This is a genomic window from Acidovorax carolinensis, from assembly GCF_002157145.1.
Lineage (GTDB): Bacteria > Pseudomonadota > Gammaproteobacteria > Burkholderiales > Burkholderiaceae_C > Acidovorax > Acidovorax carolinensis.
The window spans coordinates 2,917,216-2,934,054 of record NZ_CP021361.1; the positions used below are offsets into that span (position 1 = coordinate 2,917,216).

The 16,839-nt window shown below is 63.4% G+C and carries 18 protein-coding genes; 10 read left to right on the top strand and 8 right to left on the bottom strand.

The features are described 5' to 3' along the window. Positions 1 to 18: 18 nt before the first annotated feature. On the bottom strand, positions 19 to 2,001 hold the full coding sequence (locus tag CBP34_RS13615) for a DNA topoisomerase IV subunit B (protein WP_094098344.1): 1,983 nt from the start codon (positions 1,999 to 2,001) through the stop codon (positions 19 to 21). 122 nt (positions 2,002 to 2,123) lie between these two features. Between CBP34_RS13615 and CBP34_RS13620 the strand changes: the two genes are divergently transcribed. The 7 genes from CBP34_RS13620 (at position 2,124) to CBP34_RS13645 (ending at position 8,125) form a co-directional block, all read left to right on the top strand. Next, a complete protein-coding gene (locus CBP34_RS13620) occupies positions 2,124 to 3,341 on the top strand; it encodes an MFS transporter (protein ID WP_086927786.1) in 1,218 nt (405 codons plus the stop codon). A gap of 29 nt (positions 3,342 to 3,370) precedes the next feature. Further along, entirely contained in the window at positions 3,371 to 3,520 is a 150-nt protein-coding gene (locus tag CBP34_RS19680; RefSeq protein ID WP_167372734.1) for a hypothetical protein, read from the top strand. A gap of 75 nt (positions 3,521 to 3,595) precedes the next feature. Beyond that, positions 3,596 to 4,624: an IS30 family transposase gene (locus tag CBP34_RS13625; RefSeq protein ID WP_094098345.1), complete on the top strand. Its 1,029-nt coding sequence runs from the start codon at positions 3,596 to 3,598 to the stop codon at positions 4,622 to 4,624. An 81-nt stretch (positions 4,625 to 4,705) separates the two neighbouring features. Next, positions 4,706 to 5,257, top strand: coding sequence for a class I SAM-dependent methyltransferase (locus CBP34_RS13630; RefSeq protein ID WP_094098346.1), 552 nt, complete (start codon positions 4,706 to 4,708; stop codon positions 5,255 to 5,257). Between the two features lie 34 nt (positions 5,258 to 5,291). Beyond that, positions 5,292 to 6,188 (top strand): 4-hydroxy-tetrahydrodipicolinate synthase, encoded by an 897-nt coding sequence (gene dapA / locus CBP34_RS13635; RefSeq protein WP_086912922.1) that lies wholly within the window; start codon positions 5,292 to 5,294, stop codon positions 6,186 to 6,188. Positions 6,189 to 6,232: 44 nt separating this feature from the next. After that, positions 6,233 to 7,324: an outer membrane protein assembly factor BamC gene (gene bamC / locus CBP34_RS13640; protein WP_094098347.1), complete on the top strand. Its 1,092-nt coding sequence runs from the start codon at positions 6,233 to 6,235 to the stop codon at positions 7,322 to 7,324. A gap of 12 nt (positions 7,325 to 7,336) precedes the next feature. Further along, positions 7,337 to 8,125 carry an MBL fold metallo-hydrolase gene (locus CBP34_RS13645; RefSeq protein WP_094098348.1) on the top strand — a complete coding sequence of 263 codons (789 nt, stop codon included), beginning with the start codon at positions 7,337 to 7,339 and terminating at the stop codon, positions 8,123 to 8,125. A 120-nt stretch (positions 8,126 to 8,245) separates the two neighbouring features. On the opposite strand, the gene CBP34_RS13650 is transcribed toward CBP34_RS13645, so the two are convergent. The 3 genes from CBP34_RS13650 to CBP34_RS13660 form a co-directional block, all read right to left on the bottom strand. Next, positions 8,246 to 8,551, bottom strand: coding sequence for a hypothetical protein (locus CBP34_RS13650; protein ID WP_086912925.1), 306 nt, complete (start codon positions 8,549 to 8,551; stop codon positions 8,246 to 8,248). A 199-nt stretch (positions 8,552 to 8,750) separates the two neighbouring features. Next, complete coding sequence (locus tag CBP34_RS13655) at positions 8,751 to 9,269, bottom strand: hypothetical protein (protein WP_094098349.1); 519 nt, start codon at positions 9,267 to 9,269, stop codon at positions 8,751 to 8,753. Continuing rightward, the gene (locus CBP34_RS13660; protein WP_094099183.1) at positions 9,266 to 10,405 is read right to left on the bottom strand and encodes a cupin domain-containing protein; all 1,140 of its coding nucleotides are present in this window, start codon (positions 10,403 to 10,405) and stop codon (positions 9,266 to 9,268) included. Before CBP34_RS13660 ends, CBP34_RS13655 begins: the two co-directional genes overlap by 4 nt. A gap of 54 nt (positions 10,406 to 10,459) precedes the next feature. On the opposite strand from CBP34_RS13660, the gene CBP34_RS13665 reads away from it, so the two are divergent. Then, on the top strand, positions 10,460 to 10,984 hold the full coding sequence (locus tag CBP34_RS13665; RefSeq protein WP_086927790.1) for an FKBP-type peptidyl-prolyl cis-trans isomerase: 525 nt from the start codon (positions 10,460 to 10,462) through the stop codon (positions 10,982 to 10,984). Between the two features lie 39 nt (positions 10,985 to 11,023). Here the strand turns inward: CBP34_RS13665 and CBP34_RS13670 are convergent, their stop codons facing one another. The 4 genes from CBP34_RS13670 to coaBC form a co-directional block, all read right to left on the bottom strand. Beyond that, positions 11,024 to 11,557 carry an outer membrane lipoprotein gene (locus CBP34_RS13670; RefSeq protein ID WP_086912928.1) on the bottom strand — a complete coding sequence of 178 codons (534 nt, stop codon included), beginning with the start codon at positions 11,555 to 11,557 and terminating at the stop codon, positions 11,024 to 11,026. Positions 11,558 to 11,761: 204 nt separating this feature from the next. Continuing rightward, positions 11,762 to 12,208, bottom strand: coding sequence for a dUTP diphosphatase (gene dut, locus CBP34_RS13675; RefSeq protein WP_094098350.1), 447 nt, complete (start codon positions 12,206 to 12,208; stop codon positions 11,762 to 11,764). After that, a complete protein-coding gene (locus CBP34_RS13680; protein WP_157896481.1) occupies positions 12,205 to 12,579 on the bottom strand; it encodes a hypothetical protein in 375 nt (124 codons plus the stop codon). Before CBP34_RS13680 ends, dut begins: the two co-directional genes overlap by 4 nt. A gap of 168 nt (positions 12,580 to 12,747) precedes the next feature. Beyond that, positions 12,748 to 13,971, bottom strand: a complete 1,224-nt coding sequence (gene coaBC, locus CBP34_RS13685; protein ID WP_094098352.1) for a bifunctional phosphopantothenoylcysteine decarboxylase/phosphopantothenate--cysteine ligase CoaBC — start codon at positions 13,969 to 13,971, stop codon at positions 12,748 to 12,750. Positions 13,972 to 14,221: 250 nt separating this feature from the next. Between coaBC and CBP34_RS13690 the strand changes: the two genes are divergently transcribed. Together CBP34_RS13690 and kdsA are read left to right on the top strand one after the other, a co-directional pair. Then, positions 14,222 to 15,880 carry a CTP synthase gene (locus tag CBP34_RS13690; RefSeq protein ID WP_094098353.1) on the top strand — a complete coding sequence of 553 codons (1,659 nt, stop codon included), beginning with the start codon at positions 14,222 to 14,224 and terminating at the stop codon, positions 15,878 to 15,880. Positions 15,881 to 15,895: 15 nt separating this feature from the next. Continuing rightward, entirely contained in the window at positions 15,896 to 16,753 is an 858-nt protein-coding gene (kdsA, locus tag CBP34_RS13695; RefSeq protein WP_094098354.1) for a 3-deoxy-8-phosphooctulonate synthase, read from the top strand. Positions 16,754 to 16,839: the final 86 nt, after the last annotated feature.

The window sequence follows — 16,839 nt, forward strand, 5'->3', positions numbered from 1 at the left end:
GCGGTCAGATACAGGCGGTCAGATGTCCACTTCCACCGCGTCACCATGCAGCTCCATCAGCTCGCGCCGCGAAGCGGCCTCGCCCTTGCCCATGAGCTTGGTGATGAGACCCTCGGTGGCGGCAAAGTCGGTGTCACCCAGTTGCACGGGCAGCAGGCGGCGCGTGTCGGGGTTGAGCGTGGTCTCCCACAGCTGCTCGGCGTTCATTTCGCCCAGGCCCTTGAAGCGGCTGATCTGGCACTTCTCGCGGGCCACGCCGTCTTTGGCGCATTTGTCGAGGATGGCGGTGAGCTCGCCTTCGTCCAGCGCATACATTTTGGCCGCGGGCTTCTTGCCGCGCGCGGGCACGTCCACCCGGAACAACGGCGGGCGCGCCACATAGATGTGCCCCGTCTCGATGAGCTTGGGGAAATGCCGGAAGAACAGCGTGAGCAGCAGCACCTGGATGTGGGAGCCGTCCACGTCCGCATCACTCAAGATGCAAACCTTGCCGTAGCGCAGGCCCGACAGGTCGGGCGAGTCGTTGGGGCCGTGCGGGTCCACCCCCATGGCCACCGAGATGTCGTGGATTTCGTTGTTGGCAAACAGCCGGTCGCGGTCCACCTCCCAGGTGTTGAGCACCTTGCCGCGCAGCGGCAGCACGGCCTGGTTTTCCTTGTCGCGGCCCATCTTGGCGCTGCCGCCGGCCGAATCGCCCTCGACGAGGAACACTTCGTTGTAGGCGATGTCGCGGCTTTCGCAATCGGTGAGCTTGCCAGGCAACACGGCCACGCCCGAGCCCTTGCGCTTTTCCACCTTCTGCCCGGCCTTCTGGCGCGTCTGGGCGGCCTTGATGGCCAGTTCGGCCAGCTTCTTGCCGTAGTCCACATGCTGGTTGAGCCAGAGCTCGAGCGCCGGGCGCACAAAGCCGCTTACCAGCCGCACCGCGTCGCGCGAGTTCAGACGCTCCTTGATCTGGCCCTGGAATTGCGGGTCGAGCACCTTGGCACTGAGCACATAGCTGGCGCGCGCAAAGACGTCTTCGGGCATCAGCTTCACGCCCTTGGGCAACAGGCTGTGCAGCTCGATGAAGCTCTTGACGGCGTTGAACAATCCATCGCGCAGGCCGCTCTCGTGCGTGCCCCCGGCGCTGGTGGGAATCAGGTTGACATAGCTTTCGCGCACGGGCTGGCCGTCTTCGGTGAAGGCCACACACCACGAGGCGCCCTCGCCCTCGGCAAAGTTGTCGTTGCCACTGTCGGCAAAGCCCTCGCCCTCGAACAGCGGAATCACCGGGTCGCCATTGAGAGTCTGCTGCAGGTAGTCGCGCAGGCCGCCCTTGTATTGCCAGGTTTGCGTGTCGCGCGTCTTTTCGTTGACCAGCGAGACCTGCACACCGGGCATCAGCACCGCCTTGCTGCGCAGCAGGTGGGTGAGCTCGCCCAGCGGCAAGGTGCTCGATTCAAAGTATTTGGCGTCGGGCCACACGCGCACCGTGGTGCCCTGCTTGCGCTCGCCAGCCTCCAGGGCGCGGGTCACCAGGGGCTCGACCACGTCGCCGCCAGAGAACACCAGGCGCGCCACCTGGCCTTCGCGGTGGCTGCTGGCCTCCAGCCGCGTGGCCAGGGCATTGGTCACGCTCACGCCCACGCCGTGCAGGCCGCCCGAGAAGCTGTAGGCGCCACCTTTGCCCTTGTCAAACTTGCCGCCCGCGTGCAGGCGGGTGAAGACCAGCTCGATCACCGGGGCCTGTTCTTCGGGGTGCATGCCGAACGGAATGCCGCGTCCGTCGTCTTCGATACCCACCGAGCCGTCGGCGTGCAGCGTGACCTTGATCTTTTTGCCGTAGCCGGCCAGCGCCTCGTCGGCGGCGTTGTCGAGCACTTCCTGGATGATGTGCAGCGGGTTGTCGGTGCGGGTGTACATGCCCGGGCGTTGCTTGACGGGCTCCAGCCCCTTGAGCACACGGATCGAACCCTCGGAATAATCGCTGGCGGACACAGAAGACGGTTTGGCAGACATGGGGCGGATTGTAGTGCCGCAGCGCGACATGAACTGGATAAATACCCAGCCATCTTCCCTTGCGCCACCCCGGGTCATGCAGGCGTCAGGCAACGGGGTGCGGGATTGGCTACATTTCCCGCATGCCTACGAATCCTCCCAAACTGTCGATGTTCCAGGTGCTGGCGTGCGGTGCCGCCATCGTCACGCTGTCCATGGGCATTCGCCATGGCTTCGGCCTGTGGCTGCAACCCATCACCCAGGAAATGGGCTGGACGCGGCAGTCGTTTGCGCTGGCGATTGCGATCCAGAACCTCTCGTGGGGAATCATCGGCATCTTTGCGGGCATGGCCGCAGACCGGTTTGGCGCCTTTCGCGTGCTGATGGGCGGTGCGGTGCTGTATGGACTGGGCCTGGCCGGCATGGCACTGTCGCCGACGCCCACCGTATTTGCCCTCACCGCAGGCGTGCTGATTGGCGCGGCCCAGGCCGGCACCACCTATGCCGTGATTTACGGGGTGCTGGGCCGCCAGATTGCACCCGAAAGGCGCTCGTGGGCCATGGGCGTGGCAGCGGCGGCCGGCTCGTTTGGCCAGTTTCTGATGGTGCCGGTGGAGGGCTGGCTGATTGCCGGGCTGGGCTGGCAGCAGGCGCTGCTGGCGCTGGCGCTGATGGTGCTGCTCATCATTCCCCTGGCTTTTGGCCTGCGCGAGCCCGGTTTTCACGGATCGGCTCCCATGAAACGCGACCAGTCGATTGCGCAGGCGCTGGGTGAAGCGTTTCGCTACCCCAGTTTCCTGCTGCTGACGGCGGGGTATTTTGTCTGCGGCTTTCAGGTGGTGTTCATTGGCGTGCACTTGCCCAGCTACCTGCGCGACCATGGGCTCTCGCCCCAGGTGGCCAGTTATGCGCTGGCGCTGATCGGGCTGTTCAACGTGTTTGGCACCTACATTGCGGGCACGCTGGGCCAGCGTATCCCCAAGCGCAACATATTGGCTTTTATCTACTTTGCACGGGCCGTTGTCATTGCCGTTTTTCTGCTGGTGCCGCTGTCGCCGCTGTCGGTGTATGTGTTTTCCGCCGTGATGGGCGCGCTGTGGCTGTCCACGGTGCCGCCCACCAATGCCACGATTGCGCAGATCTTTGGCGTGCAGCATCTGTCGATGCTGGGCGGCTTTGTCTTCTTCAGCCACCAGGTTGGCAGCTTCATGGGGGTGTGGCTGGGTGGCTATCTGTATGACCGCACAGGCAGCTACGATGTGGTGTGGTACATCGCGATCGGGCTGGGAATTTTCGCCGGGCTGGTGAATCTGCCCATCAAGGAAGCGCCTATCCAGCGCGCCGCGCCGCAGCCCGCCTGACAGCCATCACCACCCTTTCCGCAACGACCATGCACAACCCCACTGCGCGTTTCACATCCCGCCCTGCCCGGCTGCTGGGCTGGGTGGCCGCCGTGCTGATCTTGCTGGCGGTGTTTGCGATGTACACCGCGCCAGGCTTCATGGTCATGCTGGCGGACCAGCTGTGGGCATGTTTCTGAGAGTTTCAAGCCTTTTTGGCCGCTAGCGCTTGGCGGCCTCAATTCCGAAGTGCAACACCGAGAATTGAGGTCAAGATGACAAAGAAGAATTACCAGCAGTTGAGCGAGAGCGAACGCCATGCGATCGCCTTGGGGCTTCAGCAAAAGCAAAGCCTCAGCGCCATAGCGCGGGCCTTGGGGCGCTGCAAGAGCACCATCAGCCGGGAATGCCAACGCAATGCGGGCGCCAAGGCCTACACCTCCAAGTTCGCCCAGCAACGCAGCGACAGGCGCAGATGCTTTGCCCGTCCCCAGCCCAAACTGCACCGCGATGGACCTTTGTTCAAGATCGTTCGCGACTATCTGCTCCGGCACTGGTCTCCCCAGCAAATCGCTGGGCAGTTGAAGAAACTGCACCCTGACAACAAGCGCAAACAAGTGTCCCACGAGAGCATCTACACCTGCATCTACGCCCAGCCCCGCGGAGAGCTCAAGAAGGAGCTGGTGGCCTGCTTGCGCATGGCCCGCGCCAAGCGCTGGCCGCGCTCCAAAGGCGAGGATCGGCGTGGGCAAATCACCGACCTGCTGAGCATCCATGTGCGCCCACCCGAGATTGAGGATCGTCAGTTGCCCGGGCACTGGGAGGGCGACCTCATCAAAGGCAAAGGCAATGCCAGTGCCATTGGCACGCTGCTCGAGCGCACGACCCGCCTGGTGGTGCTGGTCAAGCTGCCGCACCCCAACCCGGCGACAGCGGCACATGTACTGCAGGCCTTCAGCGACAAGCTCAATGGCATTGCCAGCCCGATGCGCCAGAGCCTGACCTATGACCGTGGCAGTGAGATGGCAGAGCATGCCAAGCTCACCGAGAACACGGGCATGAAGGTGTACTTCTGTGACCCCTACAGCCCCTGGCAGCGGGGCTCCAACGAAAACACCAATGGATTGCTGCGGCAGTACTTCCCCAAGGGGACTGATCTGAGCGGCTATAGCCAGGAGTATCTGGATGCCGTAGCCGATGAGCTCAATGGGCGCCCCAGGATGACTCTGGGGTGGAGCAAGCCCATTGAGGTTTATGCCGAACATTTGGCCCGGCTGACACAACAGCCTGATTCAGTGCATTAATGAATATTTGTTGCACTTGGACTTGAATCCGCCCTTATACATAAAGCGCAAGCAGCTCTTAATTAAATAGCAGAAAACTCCATGCACGGCACTGAAGCACCTTCAGACTGGGTTCGCCGCTGGTCTGTCCTGGCACCTCCGGGCAGCACGGTGCTGGATGTGGCCTGTGGCGCGGGCCGCCACCTGCGCTGGATGCACGCGCACGGCCACCCCACCGTGGGCGTGGACCGCTCCGCCGACGCCGTGGCGGCCTGCGCCGCCTGGGGCGACATCCACTGCGCCGACATCGAAGAGGGTTCCTGGCCCTTTGCCGGCCGCCAGTTTGGCGCAGTGATCGTCACCAACTACCTCTGGCGCCCGCTGCTTCCCACCTTGGTCAACAGTGTGGCACCCGGCGGCGTGCTGATCTACGAAACCTTCGCCCGTGGCAACGAAACCGTCGGACGCCCCGCGCGAGCCGACTTTCTGCTTGAACCGGGTGAACTGCTCACCGCCTGCGCTGCATTGCGCACTGTTGCCTATGAAGACGGGTTTCTGGACTCGCCCGCACGGTTTGTGCAGCGTATTGCCGCCGTGCGCGAAACCACCGAACCAAGCCAGCCCGCTCGATACCGTCTGGACCTTGCGGTCTAGTTAGAATGCCCTTTTACCGTTTACCACTGCGGACATGACCTCTTCTCCCGTGCCCCTTACCGGCAGCATCGTCGCCCTTGTCACCCCCATGCACGAGGACGGTAGCGTGGACTATCCCACCCTGCGCAAACTGATCGACTGGCACATCGCCGAGGGCACCGACTGCATCGGCGTCGTGGGCACCACGGGCGAGTCGCCCACAGTCAATGTTGAAGAGCATTGCGAGATCATTCGCGTGTCCGTGGAGCAGGCGGCCAAGCGCGTGCCCATCATGGCCGGCTGCGGCGCCAACTCCACGGCAGAGGCCATTGAACTCGCGAAGTTTGCCAAGAACGTGGGCGCCGACAGCCAGTTGCAGGTGGTGCCCTATTACAACAAGCCCACGCAAGAAGGCCAGTACCAGCACTTCAAGGCGATTGCCGAAGCCACGGGCGACCTGCCCATCGTGCTGTACAACGTGCCTGGCCGCTCGGTGGCAGACATGCTGCACGACACCGTGCTGCGCCTGGCGCAGGTGCCCGGCATCATCGGTATCAAGGAAGCCACGGGCAACATCGAGCGCGCCCAATGGCTGATCCGCGACGTGCCCAAGGGCTTCGCCGTGTATTCGGGCGACGACCCCACCGCCGTGGCCCTGATGCTGTGCGGTGGCCATGGCAACATCAGCGTGACCGCCAATGTGGCGCCCCGCCTGATGCATGAACTGTGCGTGGCCGCGCTCGCAGGCAATGCGCGGCGCGCCATGGAAATCCAGTTTCAGCTGATGCCGGTGCACAAGAACCTGTTCATCGAAGCCAACCCCATTCCCGTCAAATGGGCCATGGCCCGCATGGGCCTGTGCACAGGCACCATGCGCTTGCCCATGACGCCCCTGAGCCCGGGCCATGAAGCAACCGTTGAAGCCGCCCTGCGCGCCAGCGGCCTGCTGTAAGCCGACCGCCCCGTCACACTCCTAGACACTCTGAGGATTTCCGCGTGAATCACACTGCACGATTGGGCCTGCTGGGCCTTGCCATGGCGCTGTCCGCCTGCTCCGTTCTGGAAAGCGACAAGATCGACTACAAGAGCGCTACCCAGGGGGCCACGCTGGAAGTGCCCCCCGACCTGACGCAACTGTCGCGAGACAATCGCTATGCAGTGCCCGGCACCGCAGTGTCTGCCGCAGCCTTCCAGGCGGGCCAGAACACGAAAACCTCCACCACCTCCAGCGCGGCAGCCAGCAAAATCGGTGATGTTCGCATCGAACGCAACGGCAACCAGCGCTGGCTGGTGATCGACCGGCCGGCAGACCAGCTGTGGGAGCCCGTGCGGGAGTACTGGCTGGAGAACGGCTTCAACCTGGCTATCGATCAGCCTGATCTGGGCATCCTGGAGACCGACTGGGCGGAAAATCGCGCCAAGCTGCCCCAGGACATCATCCGCTCCACCATTGGCAAGGTGTTTGAATCGCTGTATTCCACTGGCGAGCGCGACAAGTTCCGCACACGCCTGGAGCGCAATGCTGCGGGCGGCACCGAAATCTATATCACCCACCGCGGCATGGTCGAGGTCTACACCAGCACCGCCAAGGACAACACCATCTGGCAACCCCGCGCCGCCGACCCCGAACTCGAAACCGAATTCCTGCGCCGGCTGATGGTAAAGCTGGGTGTGAGCCAGGAGCAATCGAAGGCCGTTGCAGCAGCGCCGGCCTTGAAGGCCGCCACGGTGCGCCTGGCCTCGGTGAACAATGTGCCCGTGGTGCAGATGGATGAGGGTTTTGATCGCGCATGGCGCCGCGTGGGCCTAGCCCTGGACCGCACCGGCTTCACCGTGGAAGACCGCAACCGCAATGACGGCCTGTATTTTGTGCGCTACGTTGCGCCAGGAACCGACAAGAAGGAGCACGGCTTCTTCAGCAAGCTGCTGGGCGGCGGATCTGCCGCCACACCGCCACTGAAGTACCGCGTGATGGTGCGCAGCCAGGGTGAAACCACCACGGTGTCCGTGCTGAATGAAGGCGGCACCCCCGAATCGTCTGCCAACGCCGAACGCATCCTGCGCGTGCTGGCAGACGACCTGAAATAAGTCCGACTGCCGATGCTGCGCTTTCGCAGCTTGGGCAGCGGCAGCTCAGGCAATGCCACCGTGGTGGAGGCTGGCGACGGATTGCATGTCCGTCGCCTGCTGGTGGACTGCGGCTTCGGCATCCGGCAACTGGCCACCCGGCTTGGTGCGGCGGGATTGGGCATTGACCAGATCGATGCCATTTTCATCACCCACGAACATTCCGACCATGTCGGCTGCGCAACCACCGTGGCATTGCGGCACCAGATTCCCGTGTGGATGAGTCACGGCACCCATACGGCACTGGGTGCACCGGATCTGGATGGGCTGCTGCGGGTGGCCCATGACATGGAGCCGATCGATCTCGGCACTTTGTGCGCCTTGCCCTTCACGGTGCCCCATGATGCGCGAGAACCACTGCAATTGCGTTGCACCGATGGCGCATCCCACCTGGGCCTGCTCACCGACCTGGGCCATGCCAGCAGCCATGTGCTGCAGCAACTGCAAGGCTGCCACGCGCTATTGCTGGAAGCCAACCATGATCCGGACATGCTTGCGGCATCGGGCTATCCCGCTTTTCTGAAGCGACGCATTGCGGGCGAGCATGGACATCTCGCCAACCATGCCGCAGCGGGCATCCTGGCGACCGTCCGGCACCCAGGACTGAACCGCGTGGTGGCGGCCCACCTCAGCGCGCAGAACAATCAGCCCCGGCTGGCCCAGGAGGCGCTTGCACAAGCGCTGGAATGGCCCTCTCACGGCGTGGACATTGCCTCGGCCACCAGTGGCACAGACTGGATCAACGTGGCACGGTCGCTGTAGCCGCCGCCACATGCGGATGCTGGCGTCGCCAACAAAAAAGCCCCGCACCTGCGACAGGTCGGGGCTTTCAAACATCAGGAACTCCAGCAAGGCTGGCAACCCCTGAAATTCGTGCGTGCTTTACTTGGCAGCGGAAGCAGCGTTGGTTGCAGCGGTGGCAGCAGCGTCCACAGCAGCCTTTGCGTCGGTTGCGGCAGTGGCAGCAGCGTCGACAGCGGTCTGGGCGCCCGTTGCTGCGGTGGCAGCGGCGTCGGCAGCAGACTTGGCAGAGTCAGCGGCAGAAGCAGCTGCGTCAGCGGCAGGTGCAGCAGCTGCAGGCGCTTCTACGGGAGCGGGTGCGGGAGCAGCAACGGGCTCTTCCTTCTTGCCACAAGCGGCGAGGGCGGCAGCAGCGATCAGGGTAGCCAGAACGAGGGATTTCTTCATTTCAATTTTCCTAGTTGGACAGACAAAAAACCGGAATTGCCACCACGACCAGCTTCTGCAGCCATTGACGCGTTGGCGGAATGCATTTGCATGCGTTTCAGCGCAGTCAGCAATTATATTGGGATTTCGTCAATCCTGACTAACGCTGACTTGTCGCAAGTAATGCATTTCATTTTTCATGCATTGAGCCCTATTAACGTTACAAACCCAAAGTGGTTGACGGAAAACCCGGCGAACTTTTGCTTCGCAACCATTCATTGAGCGATTCCCGCAGCAGAACGCGCCGCTCCGGCTCAACGCCGGAAACCCCCGCGCAGCGCAGGGGATCAAGGCGGTGCATGACCCAGGCGGGAGACCACAACGCACTGGGCAGGTCCAGAGGGTCTGCCGATGGGCTGCGTCGGCACGTGATGATGTGATCCCAGGTGCCACGCCAGCGCACAAAGCGCGCATGCCGTCGAATTACTTCGTCAAAGGTGCAGGCCAGCATGGTGAATCGCCGGCCACTGTGCGCCCACTGCTGCAACGACTCGATCACGGCGAGTTCACCCAGCGGCCAGTCATGAAAATTGGCGTCACTCACCACAATCTCTGACCAGCCATCACGGGCCGCTGCAGCCAGGCCATCGCGCACCAGTTGCATGAACGCCTCCCGGCCACTGAACCGCCCAGAAGGCAAATCGGGCAGCGGTTGCGCTGCGGGCGGTGCATTGGTCATGGCGTTTCCTGAGAGTCCTTGCGAGAATGGGCCCAGCCCGCGTCGCACCAGGAAGACAGCAACTCCAGGGCATCGTCACTGGCGCGCGCCAGGTCGCGGGTGGGCAGCCAACGTTGATCCGCCAGGCGCCGCATCAGTGTCGCATCGCGGCCTGCCGCGCGATAGCTTTCGCCATTGATGAACACATGGTGCGCGTCGTACATCATGCGGGTGCGCCGATCCAGTTCCACCCCCTCCAGCATCACGCCCGCGCCATGGGGCTCAAACCACACACTGGGCTTGGGCTCGGTCAGGTACTCACCCAGCGCCCGCTCTAGCACCAGCGGCTCACTCAATGCGCGTTGCAATGCCTCGCGGGCAAAGTCGTGCAGCCGCTGCGGGATGGCTGCGGGCTGCTCCACGGCGTCTTGGCCCGCGTCACGGTAGAGAACGGGTGTACCGTCCTCGCCGGCATCTTCAGCCACCCGCATCAGGAGCTCCTGCGCCAGCTCTGCCCGCGCCGGTGCACGGAACCCGATCGAATAGGTCATGCACTCCCCTTCGGCCACGCCATCGTGGGCGTAGCGCGGCGGAAGGTACAACATGTCACCAGGCTCCAGCACGAACTCCTCTTCGGGCTCAAACTGGGCCAGCACCTTCAGCGGAATATCGTCCCGCAGGCTCAGGTCTTTTTGACGACCGATGCGCCAGCGGCGGCGCCCATGGGCCTGCAGCAAAAACACATCGTAGCTGTCAAAATGCGGCCCCACGCCCCCGCCGTCACTGGCATAGCTGATCATCAGGTCATCCAGCCGCGCCTCGGGAACAAAACGAAATTGCTGCATGAGGGCGTGCACCTGGTCGTTGTGCAGATCGACGCCCTGCACCAGCAAAGTCCAGTCGGGCTGCTGCAGCGCTGGCAACGCACGGCGCGTAAATGGTCCGTGGCGCAGCTTCCAGACATCCTTGACCTGCTGCACCAGCCGGGACTCCACGCCCTCCTGGGCAGCCAGCGCAAACAGCCCGGCGCGCGACACCGGTGGCGTGAACTGGGGGATGGCCTGGCGCACCAGCAAGGGCTTTTTCTGCCAGTGCCGACGCATGAACTGCGCAGGGGTCAGGCCGCCGAGCAGGGAGAGTGGTTGCTGGATATCCATGAAAACCTGTCCGCCCCATGACAGGGCCATTGATCAAACTGCGACAATTCTCCTATGGAAATTACCCAACAATGTGTGGTCGCACTGACCTGGACCCTGAAAGACACTCTTGGCGAAGAGTTGGATGTGCTCGACGACCCGGTGGAATTCCTCGTGGGCGGCGACGACCTGCTGCACCGCATCGAGGAAGCCCTGCAAGGCCACGGCCCGGGCGCCACGCTGGCCCTGCACCTTGAGCCCGAGGATGCCTTTGGCGACTTCAACGACCAATTGCTGTTTCTGGAGCCGCGCAACCTCTTCCCGCCCGAAATCGAGGAAGGCATGACGTTCGACGGGAGCGCACTGCCCGAGGGCGTCAACCCCTCGGCGCCCCGCACCGGGCTTTATACCGTCACGGAAATCTATCCTGAGCACCTGGTGCTGGACGGAAACCATCCGCTTGCCGGCATTGCCTTGCGACTGCAACTGACAGTACAGGGCGTGCGCGAAGCCACCGAGGAAGAGATTGGCAAAGGCACGGCCGGCACCGGCTTCTTTCGCATTCAACCGCAGGCACCCGGCAACTCGCTGCTGCATTGAAACGGCGGCCCCTGCGGGCCGCCCGTTTGTGCGATCGGGTTACTGACGGGAAATCTGCCCGTTGTACACACGCACCCGATCGCCTGGGCGCAGGTCACCCGGATTGCTGACGTCGTAGGAACGGTAGCCACCCTGGTCGAGCTGAATCGAGATGCGATACCCCTGCACCTCGCCGCCGGTGTTGTTGCTGTTACGACCCTCGATGGCATTACCTGCCAATGCGCCACCGATCACGCCCACCGCTGTCGCGGCGGTGCGGCCTGACCCCCCACCCACCTGGTTGCCCAGAACGCCACCCACTACGGCACCGAGCACGGCGCCGGCACCGGTCGTTTGTCCCTGATTGCTGCGCCCCTGCAGCACCTCGATGTTGGCAACGCGGCCATATTCGGTGCCCATGGGATTGTTCGAATAAACCGGCGCATTGCTTTGGTAACCACCCGAGGAATATCCGCCCGACGGGTTCTGCGTTGGGTACTGCGACGGGTAAGGCTGCTGTGGCGCGCAGGCAGCGAGCGCTCCCAGCACAAAGACAGAGCCAACCAGGGTGGCGGAACGTGTGATCTGGCGCATATCAGTTCTCCTTGAAATTTCTTGGTGAGGGCGGTGCCATGGCGAAGTAGCTCAATGCAACGCCCACCGGGTTGATTGAAGCATAGGCGCCTGACTCCCCGGGACGGCGAAGCACGACCACACAGGTCGGCTTGGGGCTCTGTGCCACGTAGGACAGCGCTCACACCGCGGTGCAAATTCAGCTGTGCGGACAGCAAAACCAGCCTAAGCCTTGCCCGTGGAGCCGTAACCACCTTCTCCACGCTCGGTACCCTCAAACTCGGACACCACATTGAACTGCGCCTGCATCACGGGAACAATCACCAGCTGGGCCAGCCGCTCCAGGGGTTCGAGCGTGAAAGGCACCGTGCTGCGATTCCAGGCGCTGACCATGAGCTGCCCCTGGTAATCGCTGTCGATGAGGCCCACCAGGTTGCCCAGCACGATGCCGTGCTTGTGCCCCAGCCCCGAGCGGGGCAGGATGAGCGCAGCGTAGCCGGGGTTCTTGATGAAAACGGCAATGCCCGTGGGCACCAGGTGCCATGCATTGGGCGCCAGCACCAACGGCGCGTCGATGCAGGCCCGCAGGTCCAGGCCAGCACTGCCTGGCGTGGCATAGGTCGGTAACTGATCCGCCATGCGCGGATCAAGAATCTTGACGTCAATCTTCACTTCTTGCTTTCTGCTTTGCGTTGCGGGGACCGTCGCCCCAAGCGCTCCTGCCAGGGCACTGCGCCCTGCTTTTCGGCGTCGCGTTGAAGTTCCAGAAGGCCAGGAAAATACTGCACTGCCCGGCCCAACCCCCACCACAACACCCCCATGAACACCAGAACCGGGAGCGAGCCCCAGCCAAATCCCAGCCAGGCGATGGCGTGCACTCCGATCACGAGCAGCAGCGCGATCCGGGCGCCCGGCAACCAGACTCCAATCTGCCTGGCTATCTCGGCCAGATCGGGGGGCAGTTCCTGCCCGGGCAGGGGCTGCGCACTCCCGGCAAGCCGGGGCGCTTCCCGCGTACGAGGGGATTTGGCCGCAGCGTCCACCTTTGCAGCTGGCGGGTGCACCGCAGCGGACGTAGGCGCAGACGCAGACGCAGACGCAGGTATCGAACCAGACGCAGACAATCTTTCCACGTAACTGGCGAAATCTCCATCAGGGGGAGTATCCCAGTCCGGGCGGATAGGTGGCATCAAGTCCGTGGCCCGTTCGCATCAGGTCCGCAGGGCGGGCAAACGCCGCGCGATCTCGGCGATCAGTTGCTGGGCCAGCACGCGCTTGGAGGCCCGGGGCAGCTCACGATGCCCCTGCGCATCCACCAGCAACAGGGCGTTGTCGTCCTGCCCGAAAGTGGCGGGGCCAATATTGCCCACCAGCAGCGGCACCCCCTTGCGCTGACGCTTGGCCGTAGCATGGGTCAGCAGATCGTGGCTTTCCGCTGCGAACCCGACGCAGTACAGGTCCCCCACCAACGCATGCGGCGACTGGGCCACCGTGGCCAGGATGTCGGTGTTTTCGACAAAACCCAGCACCGGCATCTGACCAGAGCCGTCCTTCTTGATCTTCTGGGTGGATGGAGCGGCAGGCCGCCAATCGGCCACTGCGGCTGTCGCTATGAAAACAGAAGCTGTCTGCGCACGCTGCTCAACCGCTGCAAGCATTTCCTGCGCCGATTGCACATTCACACGATGCACACCACGGGGCGTTGGCAGATGCACCGGCCCAGCCACCAGGGTAACCTCGGCGCCGGCCTCGCGGGCCGCGCGCGCAATGGCAAAGCCCATCTTGCCGCTGGACAGGTTGGTGATGCCGCGCACCGGATCGATTGCTTCAAAGGTCGGGCCGGCCGTGATCAGCACCTTGCGGCCGGACAGCAGCTTGGCTGCAAAGAAAGCCACCAGTTCTTCCAGCAACTCCAGCGGTTCGAGCATGCGCCCGTCGCCCGTCTCGCCGCAGGCCTGGTCGCCGTTGCCCACGCCCAGCACGACGGCGCCATCCTGGGCCACCTGGGCCAGGTTGCGCTGCGTGGCCGGGTGGGCCCACATCTCGCGGTTCATGGCGGGCGCCAGCAGCAAGGGCACGCGCCCGGTGGGCCGCGCCAGGCACAGCAGGCTCAGCAATTCATCGGCCCGCCCCTGCGCCAGCCGCGCCACAAAGTCGGCGCTGCAGGGCGCGATCAAAATGGCGTCAGCCTCGCGGCTCAGGTTGATGTGGGGCATATTGTTGGGCTCGCGCGCGTCCCATTGCGAGCCATGCACTGGCCGACCCGACAGCGCCTGCATGGTGACCGGCGTGATGAACTGCGCGGCCGCCTCGGTCATCACCACCTGCACGGTGGCGCCCTCCTTGATGAGCTGGCGGCAAAGATCGGCCGCCTTGTAGCACGCCACGCCCCCACTCAGACCCAGAACAATGTGTTTGCCAGCAAGCTCATTCATGGGCGCGAATTTAGCAGACGGGAGGATGCCCCGCTGCCGGCGCTTGCCGGGGCGGCATCTATAATCCCAATTTCCCACCACCAGGGGGCCTCTCGAAACCCGTAGCACCCGCAGGCGCTGCGGATCGGGACGGGCTGCTAGGCGCAAACCACAGCAATGGCCCCGCCATTGCGAGGATTTGCAACGCCGCAGACCGCACGAGTCCGTAGATGCTTGCGTCGCTACAGGTTCCGAGAGGCCCCCTTCAGACATGACCAAATTTGTCTTCGTCACCGGCGGTGTGGTGTCTTCCCTCGGTAAGGGAATCGCCTCAGCCTCCCTTGCCGCGATTCTCGAATCGCGGGGACTCAAAGTCACCCTCATCAAGCTTGACCCCTACATCAATGTAGATCCGGGCACCATGTCGCCGTTCCAGCACGGCGAGGTTTTCGTGACCGACGACGGCGCAGAGACCGACCTGGATCTGGGCCACTATGAGCGTTTCATTGAAACGCGCATGAAGAAAACCAACAACTTCACCACGGGCAAGATTTACCAGTCCGTGCTGGAGAAAGAGCGCCGCGGCGACTACCTGGGCAAGACCGTGCAGGTCATCCCCCATGTCACCAACGAAATCCAGGAATTCATCAAACGCGGCGCCGGCATCGGCACGCCCGATGCCGTGGACGTGGCCATTGTCGAAATCGGCGGCACGGTGGGTGACATCGAATCACTGCCCTTCCTGGAAGCCGTGCGCCAGATGAGCCTGCGCATGGGCCCGAACAACACGGCATTTGTGCACCTGACCTACGTGCCCTGGATTGCTGCAGCGGGCGAGCTCAAGACCAAGCCCACCCAGCACACCGTACAAAAGCTGCGCGAAATTGGCATCCAGGCCGACGCCTTGCTGTGCCGCGCCGACCGCCGCATTCCGGATGAAGAGCGCGCCAAGATTTCGCTGTTCACCAACGTACCCGAGTGGGGCGTGATCAGCATGTGGGACGTGGACACCATCTACAAAGTGCCACGCATGCTGCACGAACAGGGGCTCGACGGTCTGATCTGCGACAAGCTGCGCCTGAACACGCCGCCCACCAACCTCAAGCGCTGGGACGACCTGGTGTACGAGACCGAGCACCCCAAGGGCGAAGTACGCATCGCCATGGTGGGCAAGTACGTGGAGCTGTCCGACAGCTACAAGTCTGTCAACGAGGCCCTGCGCCACGCCGGCATGCGCAACCATGTGCGTGTGCGCATCGACCACCTCGACTCCGAATCCATCGAAGGCCAGGAAGCCGAAAAACTGGCCCCGTACGACGCCATCCTGGTGCCCGGAGGTTTCGGCTCGCGCGGCGTGGAAGGCAAGATCTGCACCGCCAAGTACGCCCGCGTGCACAAGGTGCCCTACCTGGGCATTTGTCTGGGCATGCAGGTCGCCACCATCGAGTACGCCCGCCATGTGGCTGGCCTGCCCGGCGCCAACTCCACTGAATTCGATCCATCCTGCAAGCACCCGGTGATTGCGCTGATCACCGAGTGGAAGGATGCCGATGGCACCATCAAGACGCGCGACGCAAACTCTGACCTGGGCGGCACCATGCGTCTGGGCGCGCAAAGCTCGGATGTGGCACCCGGCACGCTGGCACACAGCATCTATGGCGACGTCGTCACCGAACGCCACCGCCACCGTTACGAGGCCAACGTGAACTACCTCGACCAGCTGCGCAAGGCCGGCCTGGTGATCTCTGCGTTGACGCAGCGCGAGCACCTGACGGAAATCGTAGAGCTGCCACACAGCGTGCACCCTTGGTATATCGGCGTGCAGTTCCACCCCGAATTCAAGTCCACGCCCTGGAACGGTCACCCGCTGTTCAACGCCTTCATCAAGGCGGCCGTGGAACACCAGAAGGCCGCCAAGGCCGCAGCGTAAGCAAGGAGCACCGCCATGAAACTCTGCGGCTTCGACGTCGGCCTCAACCAGCGCTTCTTCCTGATAGCGGGCACCTGCTCCATTGAAGGCCTGCAGATGTCACTGGACGTCGCAGGCCAACTCAAGGAAACCTGCACTGCACTGGGCATTCCCCTGATCTACAAGGGCTCGTTCGACAAGGCCAACCGCTCGTCTGGCACCAGCCAGCGTGGCGTGGGGCTGGATGCGGGACTGAAGATCCTGGACGAGGTGCGCCGCCAGCTGCAGCTGCCCATCCTGACCGACGTGCATGAAGCGTCCCAGGTGGCCGAGGTGGCCAGCGTGGTCGATGTACTGCAGACCCCCGCCTTTCTGTGCCGCCAGACCGACTTCATCCGCGCCGTGGCGCAGAGCGGCAAGCCGGTGAACATCAAGAAGGGCCAGTTCCTGGCGCCCTGGGACATGAAGAACGTCATCGACAAGGCCCGCGCTGCCGCGAAGGAAGCCGGCCTGTCGGAAGACCGCTTCCTGGCCTGCGAGCGCGGCGTGAGCTTTGGCTACAACAACCTCGTGGCCGACATGACCAGCCTGGCCGAGATGCGCAACTCCGGCGCGCCGGTGGTGTTCGACGTGACCCACTCGGTGCAAAAGCCCGGCGGCCTGGGTTCCGTGAGCGGCGGCGCGCGCGACATGGTGCCGGTGCTGGCCCGTGCTGGCGTGGCCGTCGGCGTGGCCGGCCTGTTCATGGAAACCCATCCCAAGCCCGCCGAGGCCTGGTCGGACGGGCCCAACGCCGTGCCACTCAAGCACATGAAGGCGCTGCTGGAAACCCTGGTGGCGCTCGATGACGTCACCAAGAAAAGCGGGTTCCTGGAAAACAGCTTCAGCGCCTGACGCGCGGTATATTTTTGATAGCTAGCAGCGCTTACTCCATAAGCGCTACAGGCCAAAATGGCTTGAAAGATTTAAAACTTCCCATC